At 47.4% G+C, this 16,396-nt stretch carries 18 protein-coding genes and 1 other RNA gene; 13 read left to right on the top strand and 6 right to left on the bottom strand.

Annotated elements, in window-relative coordinates:
* Window positions 1-21: 21 nt before the first annotated feature.
* From IPL71_RS23975 to IPL71_RS23960, 4 genes are read left to right on the top strand one after another with little or no spacing between them, the layout of a single operon-like run.
* Complete coding sequence (locus tag IPL71_RS23975) at window positions 22-393, top strand: hypothetical protein (RefSeq protein WP_345326032.1); 372 nt, start codon at window positions 22-24, stop codon at window positions 391-393.
* Window positions 393-785, top strand: a complete 393-nt coding sequence (locus IPL71_RS23970; RefSeq protein ID WP_345326030.1) for an FAD:protein FMN transferase — start codon at window positions 393-395, stop codon at window positions 783-785. The genes IPL71_RS23975 and IPL71_RS23970 overlap by 1 nt, the downstream gene beginning before the upstream one ends.
* Window positions 730-1,308 (top strand): FAD:protein FMN transferase, encoded by a 579-nt coding sequence (locus tag IPL71_RS23965; RefSeq protein WP_345326029.1) that lies wholly within the window; start codon window positions 730-732, stop codon window positions 1,306-1,308. Before IPL71_RS23970 ends, IPL71_RS23965 begins: the two co-directional genes overlap by 56 nt.
* Before the next feature lie 10 nt (window positions 1,309-1,318).
* Window positions 1,319-2,056 (top strand): ferric reductase-like transmembrane domain-containing protein, encoded by a 738-nt coding sequence (locus tag IPL71_RS23960; protein WP_345326027.1) that lies wholly within the window; start codon window positions 1,319-1,321, stop codon window positions 2,054-2,056.
* A gap of 101 nt (window positions 2,057-2,157) precedes the next feature.
* Here IPL71_RS23960 and dnaK read toward each other — a convergent pair whose 3' ends face one another.
* The 3 genes from dnaK to ssrA all read right to left on the bottom strand — a co-directional run bounded on the left by dnaK (window position 2,158) and on the right by ssrA (window position 5,311).
* On the bottom strand, window positions 2,158-4,053 hold the full coding sequence (gene dnaK, locus IPL71_RS23955) for a molecular chaperone DnaK (RefSeq protein WP_345326025.1): 1,896 nt from the start codon (window positions 4,051-4,053) through the stop codon (window positions 2,158-2,160).
* Between the two features lie 82 nt (window positions 4,054-4,135).
* On the bottom strand, window positions 4,136-4,879 hold the full coding sequence (locus tag IPL71_RS23950; protein ID WP_345326023.1) for a hypothetical protein: 744 nt from the start codon (window positions 4,877-4,879) through the stop codon (window positions 4,136-4,138).
* Between the two features lie 52 nt (window positions 4,880-4,931).
* Window positions 4,932-5,311, bottom strand: a transfer-messenger RNA (tmRNA) gene (ssrA, locus tag IPL71_RS23945).
* 115 nt (window positions 5,312-5,426) lie between these two features.
* On the opposite strand from ssrA, the gene IPL71_RS23940 reads away from it, so the two are divergent.
* From IPL71_RS23940 to IPL71_RS23900, 9 genes are all read left to right on the top strand, one after another.
* Window positions 5,427-6,590 carry a CpaE/TadZ family protein gene (locus IPL71_RS23940; RefSeq protein WP_345326022.1) on the top strand — a complete coding sequence of 388 codons (1,164 nt, stop codon included), beginning with the start codon at window positions 5,427-5,429 and terminating at the stop codon, window positions 6,588-6,590.
* 2 nt (window positions 6,591-6,592) lie between these two features.
* Entirely contained in the window at window positions 6,593-7,363 is a 771-nt protein-coding gene (locus IPL71_RS23935) for an SIR2 family NAD-dependent protein deacylase (protein ID WP_345326021.1), read from the top strand.
* A complete protein-coding gene (locus IPL71_RS23930) occupies window positions 7,356-8,600 on the top strand; it encodes a sensor histidine kinase (RefSeq protein WP_345326019.1) in 1,245 nt (414 codons plus the stop codon). Before IPL71_RS23935 ends, IPL71_RS23930 begins: the two co-directional genes overlap by 8 nt.
* Before the next feature lie 72 nt (window positions 8,601-8,672).
* Entirely contained in the window at window positions 8,673-9,248 is a 576-nt protein-coding gene (locus IPL71_RS23925; RefSeq protein ID WP_345326017.1) for an FHA domain-containing protein, read from the top strand.
* A gap of 117 nt (window positions 9,249-9,365) precedes the next feature.
* Entirely contained in the window at window positions 9,366-10,667 is a 1,302-nt protein-coding gene (locus IPL71_RS23920; RefSeq protein ID WP_345326015.1) for an AI-2E family transporter, read from the top strand.
* The gene (locus IPL71_RS23915; RefSeq protein ID WP_345326013.1) at window positions 10,664-10,834 is read left to right on the top strand and encodes a hypothetical protein; all 171 of its coding nucleotides are present in this window, start codon (window positions 10,664-10,666) and stop codon (window positions 10,832-10,834) included. The genes IPL71_RS23920 and IPL71_RS23915 overlap by 4 nt, the downstream gene beginning before the upstream one ends.
* Window positions 10,835-10,981: 147 nt before the next feature.
* Window positions 10,982-12,535, top strand: a complete 1,554-nt coding sequence (locus tag IPL71_RS23910) for a hypothetical protein (protein WP_345326011.1) — start codon at window positions 10,982-10,984, stop codon at window positions 12,533-12,535.
* A gap of 146 nt (window positions 12,536-12,681) precedes the next feature.
* Window positions 12,682-12,927, top strand: coding sequence for a hypothetical protein (locus IPL71_RS23905; RefSeq protein WP_345326009.1), 246 nt, complete (start codon window positions 12,682-12,684; stop codon window positions 12,925-12,927).
* Window positions 12,928-12,985: 58 nt separating this feature from the next.
* Window positions 12,986-14,698 carry a hypothetical protein gene (locus IPL71_RS23900; protein WP_345326007.1) on the top strand — a complete coding sequence of 571 codons (1,713 nt, stop codon included), beginning with the start codon at window positions 12,986-12,988 and terminating at the stop codon, window positions 14,696-14,698.
* A gap of 5 nt (window positions 14,699-14,703) precedes the next feature.
* On the opposite strand, the gene IPL71_RS23895 is transcribed toward IPL71_RS23900, so the two are convergent.
* Genes IPL71_RS23895 through IPL71_RS23885 form a run of 3 tightly spaced genes read right to left on the bottom strand, consistent with a single transcriptional unit; the run spans window position 14,704 to window position 16,314 of the window.
* Window positions 14,704-14,943, bottom strand: a complete 240-nt coding sequence (locus IPL71_RS23895) for a hypothetical protein (protein ID WP_345326005.1) — start codon at window positions 14,941-14,943, stop codon at window positions 14,704-14,706.
* Window positions 14,944-14,986: 43 nt separating this feature from the next.
* Entirely contained in the window at window positions 14,987-15,508 is a 522-nt protein-coding gene (locus tag IPL71_RS23890) for a hypothetical protein (protein WP_345326003.1), read from the bottom strand.
* Window positions 15,469-16,314, bottom strand: coding sequence for an ArnT family glycosyltransferase (locus IPL71_RS23885; protein ID WP_345326002.1), 846 nt, complete (start codon window positions 16,312-16,314; stop codon window positions 15,469-15,471). Before IPL71_RS23885 ends, IPL71_RS23890 begins: the two co-directional genes overlap by 40 nt.
* Window positions 16,315-16,396: the final 82 nt, after the last annotated feature.

The following is a 16,396-nucleotide window of genomic DNA, read 5'->3' as shown; positions in this document are numbered from 1 at the left end:
TGTTTAACAGGAGTATTCAACATGGCAAATAAACCCGCATCTCGAAATTGGAATGATATACAACTGGTGATCGCGACTGGATCAATGGCCTTTTCGCTTATTTTCTGGAATATGTTTGCTGGCCCAGATCGTGAAGCCGCCATAAAACGTGCGCAGGAACAGGCCGCACAGCCGCCGATGGACCCGGTACAAATAGTTACACCGGTGGTTGAAACTCAACCCACAGCGCAAGGTGCAGCTTTGCCGAGCGGCCCCATTTTGTTAGGTGGAACTGCCCCGCAGACTCAGATCATTGTTCAGACCGGCGGCGGTGGTGGCGGTGGAAACAACAGCGGCGCCAACACCGGCGCCAACACTGGCGGCGGGACTGTTACTTCAACAGGTTCATCATAATGTTGCATCGTTTGCCATTCCGCGCCATGGGCGGCGAAATGCTTGTCGTTATGGAAGGGGCAAATTCCGCTCCCTCCATAATAGACGAAATTCCAGTCTGGTTCGAAGGCTGGGAGCAGACTCTCAGCCGCTTCCGCCCTAACAGTGAGTTGTCTCTTCTCAACCAAACATTCGACCAGCCTGTGGAAGTCAGTGATACGCTGTGGGATGTCTTCCAATATTCCCTATCTGCCGAAATCATTACAAATGGACTGGTCACGCCGACCGTTTTAGATGCAATGCTCGAAGCCGGTTATGACCAAAGTTTTGATAACCTGCCGCGTTATCAAAATAAAAATGAAAGCTCAAATTTTAACAGCAACGCATCCGCTTTCACTCGTAGTCTGGGATGAAAAATCCCAAACCATTTGCCTGCCTCATGGCGTGCATCTTGATTTTGGCGGAGTTGCAAAAGGCTGGGCCGCGCATCAAACCGTTGAAAGACTTAAAGAATTTGGTTCCGTATTAATGAACGCCGCCGGTGACATTGCCATAAGTGATTCCCTTGCAAACGGGCAGCCGTGGCAGATTGGTGTTAAGAATCCATTCGTGAAAGAAACAGATTTTGAAACCCTAAACCTCAATCGCTGCGGAGTTGCCACCTCAGGCAAAGATCGCCGCCATTGGAAACAAAACGGATTAGCGCGTCATCACATCATCGATCCATACACGGCTCAGCCTGCTCAAACAAATGTCGTCACCGCCACTATCGTCGCGCCGACCGTCATGGAAGCTGAAGCCGCCGCGAAAGCCGTACTGATTTTGGGCAGCGAAGAAGGATTAAAGTGGATCGAAGCGGACCCCGTGCTGGCTGGCATTATCGTCCTCGAAAATGGACACACGTTTTACAGCCAGCGCATTTTTGAATATTTGTAAGGAGTATAGTATGTCTGTAAACTCAACTGAAACTGAATATGAATCATCCGTCAACATCCAAACTTTTTTGATGTTCCTGTTAGCCATGATCGTCGGTCTGTTATTCGCCGTCCTGGTTCTGCCTTCCTGGCTGCCCAACATGGCCTTTTCTCTCAACGGCGACGCTCCAAAAGCCTATTGGTATTTATCACGCGGCACAGCCTTTGTATCTTTAAGTCTGCTTTGGATCTCCATGGCACTTGGCCTGGGTATCTCCAATAAAATGGCACGCCTATGGCCCGGCGCACCCGCCGCGTTTGCCTTGCATGAATACGTCAGTTTGCTGGGTTTGGCATTCGCCGTATTTCATGCCATCGTGATTCTCGGCGACCATTACATCAATTTCACCTTCTTACAATTACTCATTCCATTCAGCACCGTAGATTATCGTCCATTTTGGGTGGGCATCGGCCAGATCGCATTTTACACATGGGCGATCCTCGCAATCACGTTTTATATCCGCCCGATCATCGGACAAAAATCATGGCGTTTCCTTCATTACGGAAGTTTTGGAATGTACCTGCTCGCAATCTTTCATGGCTTATTCAGCGGCACAGATACCAGCGCAGGCTGGGCGCAAAACTATTATTGGATTTCCGCCGGCAGCCTGCTCTTTTTATTGATATATCGAATCCTTGCCATTGTGATTGATGGACTCTTCCCCCAAAACAAGAAACCGACTCAAGCCCCGCATCCCGCTCAGGGATAGCTGATCCTGTTTTCTGAAAAATTCTTTATCCTGAAAAAAGTGCGCCGACAATGAAAATTGTCGGCGCACTTTTACTTCTCACTTATTACTCGTTACTCACACTATTCCTTCACTTCACCGTCAATTACATCTCCATCTTGTGCGGAAGATTGCCCGCCTTGCGCCTGCCCTTCAGGCTGACCTTGCGGTTGTTCCTGTGCATAAAGCTGCTGGCTCAATGCGTGGAAGGAGTTTTGTAATGTCTCAGTATTTTTCTTGATACTTGCAACATCTTCACCTAGTGCGGCTTGCTTCAGATCGTTGATCTGAGTTTCAATTGAGCCGCGTTCCGCCGCCGGCACTTTATCGCCAAGCTCACGCAATGCTTTTTCGGTTTGATACACAAGGTTATCGGCATTGTTTTTTACTTCGATCACTTCGCGGCGCTGTTTATCCGCGCTTTCATTTTGACGCGCTTCCTGCACCATGCGGTCAATATCGTTCTTGTTCAGGTTGGTCGAAGCCGTGATGGCAACTTTCTGTTCCTTGCCAGTGGCTTTATCTTTCGCTGTGACATGGATGATGCCGTTCGCGTCAATATCAAAAGTAACTTCCACTTGCGGCACACCGCGCGGAGCAGGGGGAAGCCCATCCAATCGGAATCTGCCGAGAGTCATATTGTCAGCTGCCATTGGGCGCTCACCTTGCAAAACATGAATGTCCACTGCGGTTTGGTTGTCTGCAGCTGTTGAATAGGTCTCTGTCTTGCGGACAGGGATGGTGGTATTGCGTTCGATCATCACGGTCATCACACTGCCCATTGTTTCCACACCGAGTGAAAGCGGAGTGACATCCAGCAGCAAAATATCCTTTACGTCACCACCAAGTACACCAGCTTGAATGGCCGCACCAATCGCCACTACTTCATCGGGATTGACACCCTTGTTCGGTTCTTTGCCATTTGTCAAACTGCGAACCAGATCCTGTACCATTGGCATACGTGACGAACCACCGACGAGAACCACTTCATCCAATTTCTCAGCGGAGAGACCAGCATCTTTAAGCGCTGCTTCAAACGGTTTGCGGCAGCGGGTTAGCAGGTCGTTGGTCATCTGCTCGAATTTGGCGCGCGTGAGTTTAACTTGTAAGTGCTTCGGTCCACTGGCATCAGCAGTGATGTAAGGCAGGTTGATCTCCGTCTCCATGACCGTAGAAAGCTCGATCTTGGCTTTTTCTGCGGCTTCGCGCAAACGTTGTAATGCCTGTTTGTCAGCCCGCAGGTCAATGCCCTGATCTTTCTTGAATTCATCGGCTGCCCAGTTGACGATCTTTTGATCCCAGTCATCGCCGCCAAGGTGTGTATCACCGTTGGTGGATTTGACTTCGATCACGCCTTCGCCCACTTCAAGGACGGATACGTCAAACGTACCGCCGCCGAGGTCGAATACTAAAATTGTTTCATTCTTTTTCTTGTCGAGACCATAAGTTAGCGCGGAGGCTGTTGGTTCGTTGATGATACGTAAAACTTCCAGACCTGCGATCTTGCCGGCATCTTTTGTGGCCTGGCGCTGACTGTCGTTAAAATACGCCGGGACTGTAATGACGGCTTGTGTAACAGGTTCACCCAGATAGGCTTCAGCATCTGATTTGAGCTTGCCCAAGATCATCGCACTGATTTCCTGCGGGGAATATTCCTTGCCAGTAACAGGAAGTTTGACGCGTACATCATTGGATGGTCCTTCGACGACTGTATATGGAACCATGCCACGTTCGACGCTGGTTTCGCCAAAGTGGCGGCCCATGAATCTTTTTATGGAATAAACGGTGTTATCTGAGTTGATGACAGCCTGTCGTTTTGCAGTTTGTCCAACCATGCGTTCGCCGTTCTTGTTGAATGCGACGACGGAAGGGCAGATACGTCCGCCTTCTGCGGTGGTAATGACTGTGGGTGTGCCGCCTTCCATTACAGCGACCACACTGTTTGTCGTGCCGAGGTCAATGCCAATAATTTTTGCCATAAGGTTTCTCCTTGCCGTTAGTTTTCAATATATAAATATTAAGCGATGTATGCAAGATTTCTGTTAACGGCTTATAAAAATTTTATTGGCTTGGTTCGTTCACGGTTACCCAGTCAAAGATTGCGATTGCCGGGGTTTCGTCGAAGGAGGAGGCGTTGATGCCGATTCTGCCCGCGGTGAGACCGTAACGGGTGACATCCAGTTTGCGAAAGAGTTTTCCATTGATATGTAATAGCAGGATGTTTCCCTGACAGGTCAATCCGATCTCGTGATCGAGGTTTCCGGCTTTCAGGTATTCGGTTGTGTCAATTGCGATGGGGGTGTATTGTGCGATGCCTTCCGCCAGCCATTGCCCAAAGAGTACGCTATAGGTTCCATCACTGGCAAGGTTGAATTCATACCATCCATTCGATTCACTGTAATCGCAGATCACGCCGATCGAGCCGGAAGGTGTGCCTGAAAATTTTGCGCTGACAAATACGTTTGTGTATTCGTGTGCGTTGTGTATCGCGTAATACCAGGTATTCGGGGAGGAAAAATCAATGCGCAGCAAGTCGTTTTCAAGTTTTACATTTGGTGGTTCCGCTCCACCGGTTTGGAAGGAGACCCATGCGCCCAGATCTGTGTTGAATTCTTCGGTAAAGAATAAGGGCACGGGGGTTGGGGGTAATGTTGGGGTGGGAGTAAATGTTAGTGTTGCAGTGGCAGGCGGGGGCGGAGTCTGAGTCGCTGCCTGGGGGGTGGGTTCTGTTTGGGATGTGGCAGTTGCGCTTTGGCAGGCAGTGATGAAGATGAGACATCCAATAAATAAGAAAAGTTTTTTCATAGGTTCTCCATTAAACGAATTCGCCCAGCAGTATAACCTGCCGGGCGAATGGGTGTGGAGATGGCGGGAATTGAACCCGCGTCCGAAAGATTCGACCCTCGGAAATCTACGAGCGTAGCCTGCTGAAGGTAGTCATCACAGAGATCTCAGCGGGCAGGTAACTCTGTGACCATCTGCTGGTCTTAGGCGTATTTAGCAGAGTCATACGCAGCGCTCCACCTTTGTGTCGCCCGATCCGTCACCCGGTGGAGTTCGGTGCCGGCGGACGTGACATCCGAAGATGTCAACTGTTATGGTTCGCCTTAGGCGGCGAGGGGCATAGCAGCGTATGAAGTGTTTTTGGCACTTAAAGTTTGCGCTGATTTTACGAGTTCGGCGCGCGCTCGGCTCGCATTCCGGAACCAGCCTCTCCCGTCGAAGCCGATCATCCCCAAGTGTGCAGGGACTTTCCTGATGCATTTTCATTATAGCATAAGGGTACTGCTGAAATGAAGCAACTTATCCGTTATAATTATCGTGTTAGACTGTGTTTCATTGCCGAGGCGAAATGACTGAAAAAATTCTGATTATTGATGATGATGTGGATACACTCAGACTCGTGGGTTTGATGCTGCAAAGACAGGGCTATCAAATCATTGCGGCTTCAAATGGTTCGCAGGGGTTGGCGAAGGCTTTTGAAGAGCGCCCGGATTTGATTCTGTTGGATGTAATGATGCCGGATATGGATGGGTACGAAGTTACGCGCCGGCTGCGTAAGAATCCAACAACGGTCACTGTGCCAATTCTGATGTTCACTGCCAAGACGCAGTTGGATGATAAAGTAACCGGCTTTGAGGTGGGGGCAGATGATTACCTGACCAAGCCCACACATCCCACTGAATTACAAGCGCATGTAAAGGCTTTGCTTGCGCGTTCGGGTCCGAAGGAAGCAAGTGATGTGATGACTACATCCCATGAGCATCATGGCTATGTGATCGGTGTACTTTCTGCGCGCGGTGGATTGGGCGTTTCGTCGCTGGCTTCAAATTTGGCGGCAGCCATTTTTACCCGCGCACAATCGGATGTGATCCTGGCTGAATTGACTCCGGGGCAGGGCACACTTGGCGCTGACCTGGGTGTTCCGAACCAAAAAGGATTGACTGAGATTTTACAAGGCAGTGTGGTGGAGGTGACGCGTGAAAAAGTGGTGTCTTCTCTGGTTGCACATGGTTCGGGGTTAAAACTTTTATTGGCTTCTGAAAATCCGCGGGATGTGACTTTAACTTCACAAGTGCAAAACTATGAGGCATTGGTCACCCGGCTTTCCACGCTGGCCCGTTTCGTAGTTCTGGACCTGGGAGTTGGTTTGCCGGGTTTTGTGCAAAAGGTTCTGCCGCTGTGTACTGAGCGCATTATTGTTGTGGAAGGTGTGCCCAGTTCCATTCAGCATAGCAGGATGTTGATCGATGGAATTGCTGATCTAAAAATAGACCGCACGAGTATTAGTGTGGTGTTGAATAATCGTCAACGTTCTGAAGCGCAAATGCAATGGGCGAAGGTGCAGGAGCAATTAAATCATTCGGTTGCGATCACACTCACCCCCGCTCCTGAATTGTTCATGCAGGCCATACGGATGCAAACCCCCGTGGTGATCTGTCAGCCGACCAATATCACTTCGCAGCAATTTCTGAAGATGGCAGATACCATCCTTGAGCGCGAAAAGGCTCGGTGAGTTTGTTTTCCTCCCAGACACAAACCAACATTGATTTTGCGGCGGATCTTTTCCGTCAGTCGAAACATGCGGTAGTGTTGACTGGTGCGGGGCTTTCCACACCATCTGGAATTCCTGATTTTCGTTCCACAGGGACAGGGTTGTGGTCACGCGATGAGCCGTTGGAGGTGGCTTCTCTAACTACTTTTCGCACGGCTCCTGAAAAATTCTATGAATGGTTTCGCCCACTGGCGAGTCAGATTTTTTTTGCCAGGCCGAATCCTGCACACTACGCGTTGGCCGATCTGGAAAAAGCGGGGCGCTTACATTCCATTATTACCCAAAATATTGATGTCCTTCACCAAAAAGCCGGCGCGCAAAATGTGATCGAAATGCACGGTACCATGCAAACTTTAACCTGTACCCAGTGTTATCATAAAGTGGATGCAGAATTGTATCTCGCTTCGTTTGCAGATAAAGGTGTGATTCCTCATTGCCCAAAGTGTGCGCAAATCCTGAAGCCTGATGTGATTCTTTTCGGCGAGCAACTGCCTCAAGCTGCCTGGTTCAAGGCTCAACGTGTGGCGCGCCAATGTGACTTGATGGTTGTGATCGGCTCCTCTTTGGAGGTTCTCCCCGTGGCTGGGCTGCCCATGCAGGCGCTGGATCGCGGTGCGCATTTGATCATTATTAATAATACACAAACCTACTTGAATGTCCGTGCAGATGTGGCTATTCTGGAAGATGTAGCGACGATCATCCCCGCAATTGCAGAGAGAGTGTTAAATGGCTGAAATAAAAACTGAACGTTTGGATGGCTACCGCCGGCTGGTGGATATTGCGCGCGATCTTGCCTCCACTCTGGATCTTGATATTTTGCTTTCACGCATCGTCCACGCTGCGGCAGAGATCAGCGGTTCCGAGGCGGCTTCCATTTTGTTGTATGACGATACTTCGCGTCAGTTGTATTTTCAGGTTTCAACGAACATGGACGAATCCATGCGGCGCGGGCTCATTGTGCCATTGGATGGCAGTATCGCAGGGTGGATCGTTAATAACCGCAAGCCTGTGAGAATTACGAACGCTCACGATGATCCGCGTTTCTTTTCAAATATTGAAGAGACTACCGGCTTCTCGACAGAATCGCTCCTTGGGATTCCGCTGGTGACCAAGAACAAGATCGTGGGCGTGTTGGAGGCCTTGAACAAGAACAAAGGCAAATTCAGTGACGCAGACGAATCCATGCTTCTGGTATTGGGGGCGCAAGCCGCCGTGGCAATAGAAAATGCGCGCCTGTTCCAGCAATCAGATTTGATCTCGGAGTTCGTGCATGAATTGCGCACGCCGCTGGCCTCTTTGAGTACAGCCACATATTTGCTTTTGCGTCCTGAAATGTCTCAAGAGCAGCGCGATCAGATCATTCACAACATTCACAGTGAAACGATGCGATTAAATGCCCTCGCCTCCTCTTTCCTCGATCTCGCAAGGCTTGAATCAGGGCGTGTGCAATTCCGCAAAACTGTATTTAGTGTGGCAGATCTGATCTACGAGTGCAAGGATGTCATGGCTTCCAAAGCCACGGATGATAATATTCAGATCCGTGTTGAATCACCTGAAGGGCTGCCCCTGCTTGAAGCTGACCGCGATAAGATCAAACAGGTCTTGTTGAATTTATTGAGCAATGCCATCAAATACAACCGCCCCAATGGGACTGTTATGCTGCGTGCCGAAGCTCTGGAAGATGAAATGGTTCTATATATTCAGGATACCGGTGTTGGCATACCGGATGAATCGGTGCCGCATTTGTTTGAGAAGTTTTTCCGTGTGCGCGAGCATGAAGCCCGCGTGGCAGGTACCGGCTTGGGACTTTCCATCTGCAAGCAGATCATCCACGGGCACGGTGGACGTGTTGAAGTGAAAAGTAAGATCGGAGTGGGGACGGTGTTCTCGGTCTTTTTGCCCAGACCCAGCCGAACCCAACCGCATATCGAAGAAGTGGATGATGTCAAACAAACTAGGAAGAAAGGATGAATTGACTTGTTCGCCTGTCAACTGTACACTAGTCAAAATCATCATTAATTATCGTATCTTTGGAGGAAGAAGATGTCTCAGTTTCAATTCGTAATGCGGTCAGGCCCAACGCCGGGTGTGACCTATCCTCTTGAAGGAGACCAACTCACCATTGGGCGTGATGCCTCCAATGGCGTTGCCATTAACGATGCAGAAGTCTCTCGTAAACATTCGCGCCTTTCATTTCAAGGCGGCAAGTATGTGCTGGAAGATCTCGGCTCCACTAATGGCACCTTTGTAAACGGTCAACGTCTTGCGGGTCCTGTCGTTCTCAAACCTGGAGATGTCGTCTCTTTGGGCGAGCAGATTGTGTTGATGTATGATGCGATCAATATGGATCCCGGCGCAACCATGGCCGCGCCGCGCAGGTCTGCCCGCGTCACTCCGCCGCCCGTCGCCGCACAACCTGCACCCCAGCAGCAAGTGTATGTCAACCCTGCTGCCACTCCAGCCTACTCCACACCGGCTCCTGCGAAAAAGACCAATATGACCCCCATCTTTATTGGCGTCGCTATTCTTCTGTTTCTTTGCATGTGCATCAGTTTCTTCTGGTGGATAGATGCCACCTACCGCTGGTGTACTTTCTTTCCCTTTATTTCGGGTTGTTAGTAAATCAATGCTCAAAAACCTGCGAGCCAAACTCGCAGGTTTTTTGTTTAATGTTGTAAAATCACTTATCTTTGATAGAATCGATTTAAGGATTCTTTGCATGAAAACGGAAAAAATATGACCCCATCCCACAATTCAGCATCCCCCACATGGGGCACAAACACAAAACTCGTCGTCGCACTCACCATTGTCGTGATCGTTGGCGCCTTATTGGTTAAATTCCAATTTGTCATTACACCTTTATTGATCGCACTTGTGCTCTCTTATCTATTTCACCCGCTCGCTGATTTTTTTCAGAGCAGACTGCATTTTTCATGGAATGCATCCGTCGCGACGATCTATCTTATTGTGATCATCCTTTTACTTGGTTTGCTCACTCTCGGTGGAGTAGGGCTGGTGGAGCAGGTGCAAAGTCTGGTCACTATCGTACAGGATGCCATCACAACCCTGCCGCAGCTCATCGCAAGCATCTCCGGCAAGGTATATCAATTCGGTCCCTTCAAATTTGATTTCAGCGCGCTTGATCTAAGCGCAGTGAGTAGTCAGGTGCTTGGCATGGTGCAGCCATTATTAAGCCGCACCGGCGCATTGGTCAGCACTGTTGCCGGAGGAGCCGCCAACTTTCTCGGTTGGACATTATTTGTCATCCTCGTTTCATACTTTGTGCTCGCCGAAAGCGGCGGCCTGCGTGACCGCATTATCACCGTTGATATTCCCAACTACACCCTTGATTTCGAACGCCTCTCCCGTGAATTGGGCCGCACCTGGAATGCCTTCCTGCGCGGACAAATCATTATTTTCTTTCTGGCCGTCATTGTATACTCCATCGTACTAACAGTCCTCGGCGTTCATTACGCCATCAGTCTCGCCTTCCTTGCCGGCCTTGCACGTTTCGTGCCCTATGTTGGCCCAGCCGTCAACTGGATCATCCTTGTCCTCGTCACATATTTTCAGGTATACAAATTATTTGATCTTTCACCTTTTTACTACTCATTACTCGTCCTGATCATCGCGCTCATTATTGACCAGATCTTCGACAACATTGTTTCACCGCGCATCCTTTCAGATGCGCTAAAAGTTCACCCCGCTGCGGTATTGGTCGCCGCCATTATCGCCGCGAACATATTTGGAATTCTCGGCGTGGTAGTTGCCGCTCCTATTCTCGCCACTGCCGCGCTTTTATGGAAATACACCATGCGCAAAATGCTGGATTTAAATCCCTGGCCCGAAGAGGAACAGCATCAACAGCCACCTCCACCCGGATCAAGATTCCTCGTTTCAATCCGCCGCTTCTTTCGTAACCTGGGCTTGAAGCGAAAAAAACGGCATGACCGGCCCTTTTACATTGTGAGTGCGGCGGGCGCTCCAGCGCCCGCTTTAATAAATACAGCCATATACAAACCTAGGAGAATCCCATGAGTAACAACGAACCCAAAACCACCACAATCGCAGAATCTGAAAACTACATCGCCTGGAAAGCGGAAGAGCCGGATGGCGAAGTGACCTATCATGTTGAACTGAACAACGTCACCGTTCATTTTTTGAAGAAGAATGGACGGAATTCCTCGAACTCGTCCGTAATTTAGTAATCCGATTTTTAAGAGCGCAGGCGTGAGAAGTTGTATCCCAACATTTCACGCCTGTCTCTGTTATAGAATCCTGTATTCCTGCCGCCCAGCCAGAATTGTGAATGTGAAAATTTAGACTCTCATTCAGACAGTGGTGGTACATTTGTGAAACAAACGCCAAAAATGAATCTGACCCGTAGACTTTTCCTCACCACCCTGTTTGCGTTGACAATCGCCTTCGCGTTCAATTTCTTTTTTCTGAATTTAAGTGATCGTCCGGTGATGGATCAAGTTCTTCTTCTTACATTTTCAACTGCCGCACTGGGATATTTAATTTTTTCATTTTTGGGGAATACTGCAAAGTCAATCCACTCGGATATTTTACTTAGCGTAAACAAGAAACTCAACGGCGTTTCAATCTTGTCTTTTTTACGGGAGAATCTGCCGGGTATATTGCTCGCGTTGACCTTTTTCGCCCTCTATACTTTTATTGGTTTAAAACTTAACTCCCCAACCATAGACACCGTGGATAACTACCTGGATGCTGATAATTACTCATGGATGCAGCGTATCTCTGCGCCGGATGGCGATCACCTCGAAATGCGTGGACCGCATCCATTTGCCTACTTTATCTTCCGTCCGCTTGGCTGGCTGTTTAATGTAGTGACCCGCAATTATGGGCTTTCATCCATTTTGATCAATACGCTGGCGGGCGCGTTATGTGTTTTTATGGCGTGGCTGTTCGTGAAGCGGCAATTTCATGAACCTATATATGCCTTGTTGATCGCTTCCCTGCTCGGCTTGTGTACCGCGCATATTTTCTTTGGCTCAGTCATCGAAACTTATATCTTTTCTGCCGCGGCGCTGATCGGCTTTGTTCTTGTGCTTCAATCTCAAAAAGATTCTTCATCCGGTTATTTGGTGGGAATAAGCCTGCTCACCTTTGGCATCACACTGACCAATTTTGTTCAAAACTTTATTGGTTTTGTTGTCTCTTTATTTTCCCGTTCCACTCCCCGTTCCTGGAGGGATTTTGGCGGCTTGATAAAGGATGTTTTTCGTTTTGGCGCATTGACGCTTTCTTTTGGTATTTTGCTCAGCCTGATCCATGCGGCCTGGTATCCATCTGCTAAATTGTTTTTTTTGCTTTCCGATGCGCAAGCTGAAGAGGAGTTTGCCTTTTCCATTTTTCAGCAGCCGGCCTGGAGAGCCATTGGACGTGTCCTTTTGCTGGTTCGCACGGTTTTGCTGTACACAGTCATTGCTCCGCAGCCTTATGTGTTTGGCCGGGAGGTGGGCGGCGTTTTTCCGCGTTTTAATTTTTTCAAGATCGCGCCTGAAGTATTTTCCTACAGTTCCTATAATGGGCTTGGAAATCTTCTGGTCATGGCTTGGGCAGTCCTGTTTTTAACGGCGAGTATATTCTTTTTGCGGAATCTCATTCGCACCCGCAAAGTGGATATTACGTTTGCCTTTGCATTAAGTGTCCTGTTTAATTTTGCACTGCATCTTAACTATGGTTATGAACCATTTTTATACTCACCAGACTGGGCGTATGCACTGATCTTCTTTGTCGCATTTTCCCTTGCGCCGCTGGCCAGGTATCGTTTATTTCAAGGCGGTTTGCTCGTGTTCTTAATTTTGCTTGCATATAACCAGTTTCAGTTCTTTCAGTTTGTCTTTGAAACGGTATCACCGTTTATCGGTCAGGGTGGCTGATGTGGATGCGCATCCTCTTCGCGCCGCGAATGTTTGGGATGATGAAGCAGGTTCCCCGTCGGTTTGATGCGGGCTGTTCGCCGCGTAAAATGTTTCAGCTTTGAAATTCATTAAGTAGAGATTTTTGCACTACAAGGAATGATTCCATGAAATTTTCTTTGTCCATTATCTTCAGGGTTGCCGCAAGTGTTTTGATTGGATCATCATTTGCATTTGCCTTTGCGTTTCCATATTTTAGCGATCAGGCATACACCCTGTTGGATAAATTTTCCCTTGTGGCTGTTCCTGCTTTTGCACTAATTTTCATCGTCTATTCTCTGCTCAATAAAATAAAACGGGTGGAGATTTCTTCGCTGCCGCTGATGTTTGGGCTGGCTTTTTTGCGGCGATGATTGCAAGTGTTTCGATGCGATTTTTTCTCCGTGGCAGTTGGTTGTAAACGTAGTTTCGTTGACCACGATTTTTTTAGCGTTGATCTTTCCGGCAGTGCCTTTTCTTCAGGAAAAAATTGAAGCGAAGGAACATTTTCATTTGTTGTTGAGCTGGCTGCTTGCCGGAGTCACATCTTTTTTCGTGACAGGTTTTCTTGATGGCTTTTATGCCGGTTATTATAAGGTCGCTCTAATAGCCGTGTTTTTTCAATTGATATTTGGTGTGATTTTTTATTACCTTGTTGATCGGGCGAAACGTTCCATGCAAAAAGATGCCGGTTCTTTTTGGGTGTTTTTATCTTTGGTTGTTTTGCTGTTTGTTTTTCAGGGGATGATATTCAAAATGGGTTGGCAGTTTCCGAAATTATTTAATATGAATCTTTTTTTACTTGAAGGGAACGGGATTTTTTTGTTTCTTCTCGCCGGTTTGGTTTCCCTGCCCTGGTTGGCATGGACTTTGTATCGTTTGCAGGAACCCGTTTTAAATCGTTTTCTTTTTCAAAATAAAATTGCCAGCTTTGTCCGCGGGAATGTATCAGGGTTGATTCTCTCTTCCCTGTTTTTTGGATTATATTTTTTGATCGGCTCCATCTTAAATTTTACCGGTTTTGATGTGGATGATATTTTCTTTGATGCAGATGGCTTTATCTGGCGTTACCGGTTGACAACAGATTTCTGGCAGGATTTTTACTGGCGTTCGGTTCATCCTCTTGCGTTATTGATCCTTAAACCGGGTGTCACCTTGCTTTCAGTTTTTTTAAATGGCAATATGTATTTTGCCGCGATTGCACTGACTGCATTTGCGGGGGCTGTCTGTGTTTTTCTGGCATGGATATTTATGAAGGATGTGCTTCAAAACAGGACAGCCGCTTTGATCATGGCGTTTCTACTGGGTATCTCAACTTCGCATTTGATATTTGGTTCGTTGATTGAAACCTATATTTTTTTAGCGGTCGCGACGCTATTCTTTTTTGTGCTGATGCAAAAAGGGAATGTCTCTTTGCCTTTGCTGGTTTCGGTGGGTGTTGTGACGATGGGAATCACGCTCACAAATTTTGCGCAGACTGTGATCGCTTTGTTTGGCGCAAGACCAAATTTCAAGTTTGTTTTTAAGTATGGGTTTGGGGTTGTGATGCTGGTGATCTCGTTGACATTGGTCAGTAACCTGTTTTACCCAAATGCCAACCCGTATTTTTTTGTTCCATCCAGCTTTTTGGCTGAAGAACAAAATGTGCGTGTGGTTTCCCTTAATCGTGGGCAGGCACTTGTTCGCGCATTTTTGTTTAATAATATCGCTGCGCCGAGCCCGCTTCTTTCCTATAAAGATATCCCTTTTACGCAATTCAGATTCTATCGTGCTGAAGATTACACGATCAGCGAGTACAGCACGCCGCTACAATCTGTCACTGGATGGGTTTGGGCTGCGCTGCTGGCCGTCGCCGCGATTTTCTTTGTGAAGGATTTCAAGTCGCAAAACATACGTTTGACTCTTTCCTTGTTGGGATGTGTTGCATTTAATCTGCTGCTTCATCTCAGATATGGCAAGGAGTTATTCCTCTACTCTCCAAACTGGACGTATGCCGTTGTCTTGTTGCTGGGGATCTCGTGGAAGAATCTGTTTGCGTATAAATGGTTTCAAATCCTTTTGATTGCTTTTCTGGCGTTGTTAATGCTGAACAACGCTGCGTTGATCCATACGATCATGGAAACTTCTGCTCCCTATATTTATTAGCATGGTTATGGCTTTGGCAGATAGACAATATATTTATCAAATTTTTTGAATTTGTATTTAATGTTCTCAATGGGTGGAGATTCTTTTAATAGCAGAATATATGCCGCATCGGGGTCTTCGCTGCAATCTGCAAGCCGGAAATGATACCGTCCAATTTCGCGCGGAGTTCTTGCCGGGTCAGTTGGGTTGTTGGAGTAATCAGGGTATAGCCATTCGATATGGTTGATGTATTCTGACGGGTGCATCTTTTGGGTGAATAAGACATAGATGTAATAAACGTATGTTGATTCAGTGAAACAGATCGAGGACTTGCTTTTTTTCGGTTGCGAAATTTGTCGCGGGAATAATCCCCGAGTTAAATACAGCGCTTGCCCGTTTTTGATATTCCTCTCCATGATATGCCTGAGTGAATAGCACAAATCCAATGGATAATGCCAGAATTGAAGTGGTCAGGGAATATTTTATGCGCTTGTCTAATTCCAGGATGAAGAGTGCGATGCAAAATAGGATGGGCGTGAATATAAAGTTAAGGCGAGTTAGATTTGTCGGATGAATCGTTCCGATCGCAATTGATGCGATCATCCAGGCTAGAACAAACCACTGTCTGCTTTTCTTTTCACCGCTTGATTTTAGAGGGATTGTCAAAAAGAGACCGATCAAGGCAAAAGGGAATGTAATTGTATAAAAATACCCAAATGGTTTGACGTAATTCCAGGGAAAGGCATCCTCTTGCTTCCAAAGTAGTTTCAACATGATGCTGATGTTTTCCATCATCGTGCGCAGCGGGGAATTGCCGAAGACAGCCGCCATCGCTTCATAGCGTGCCTGCACCGGCAGGCGCGGAATTGTGACAGGCCCAATATGAATTGGATTAAGCTGGAATGTATTGACGATAATAAATAATACAATGGGAAGGGTGAGTATGAAAAAACACCCAGCCCTGTGATTGCCTGTTTGATGGTGATCTGCTTTGTGTAGATCAAAACAGGAAGTGTGAGCAGCAGGAAAATGGGCACGCCCACATAAGCTGTTCCATACGCATATAGGGATGCGGCAAAGAACATGCTTGCAAACAGGAAGCCATGATTTTTTTGATTTGAATAAAGAAAAAGTGTGAAGCCTGCCAGAAATACGAACGGAAGAATATTCGATTCAACAGCCCAGCGCGAGTTGACAATATGCCAGGGCGAAATTGCAATCAGGAACATGGCGAGCAGGCCAAATTTTTCTCCAAATAACTTTTTGCCCGCGAAATACATAAGCGGAATGGATAGAATACCTGCAAGAAGCATGGGGATTCTGATTGACATGGGATTTAATCCCTTTAATGCAACCAGTGGCAGGATGAGATACGCATAAAGTGCATTTTGTCCGCTGCCCCATGAAATTAGATGAACCGGATATGACAATCCATATCGGTCTATTCCGTAGGTATATAAATAATATGCTTCAACACCGATGGATGCTTCGTCTGGATTTAAGCCCGGTGGCAGGCTGCGAAAATCCCATAAACGGGCTATGACGCCAATTGCCAGAATCAGAAAGAACAGAAGATACGGCCCGGCGGAGGCTGCCGGTTGATGTAAGATTTTTGACCAGAGTGAATTATTTTTCATGGTGTTATCCTCTTCAATGCTGTTTTTTATAAGCTTTGAAGTTGAGAAAATAGTGGGTGGGTAAATTGCGCCGCCTGTGTTT

It is taken from the genome of Candidatus Villigracilis proximus, from assembly GCF_016717045.1.
Classification (GTDB): Bacteria; Chloroflexota; Anaerolineae; order Anaerolineales; family Villigracilaceae; genus Villigracilis; species Villigracilis proximus.
The sequence above is the reverse complement of the archived record's forward strand: the minus strand, read 5'-3'. Positions and strand labels throughout refer to the sequence as shown.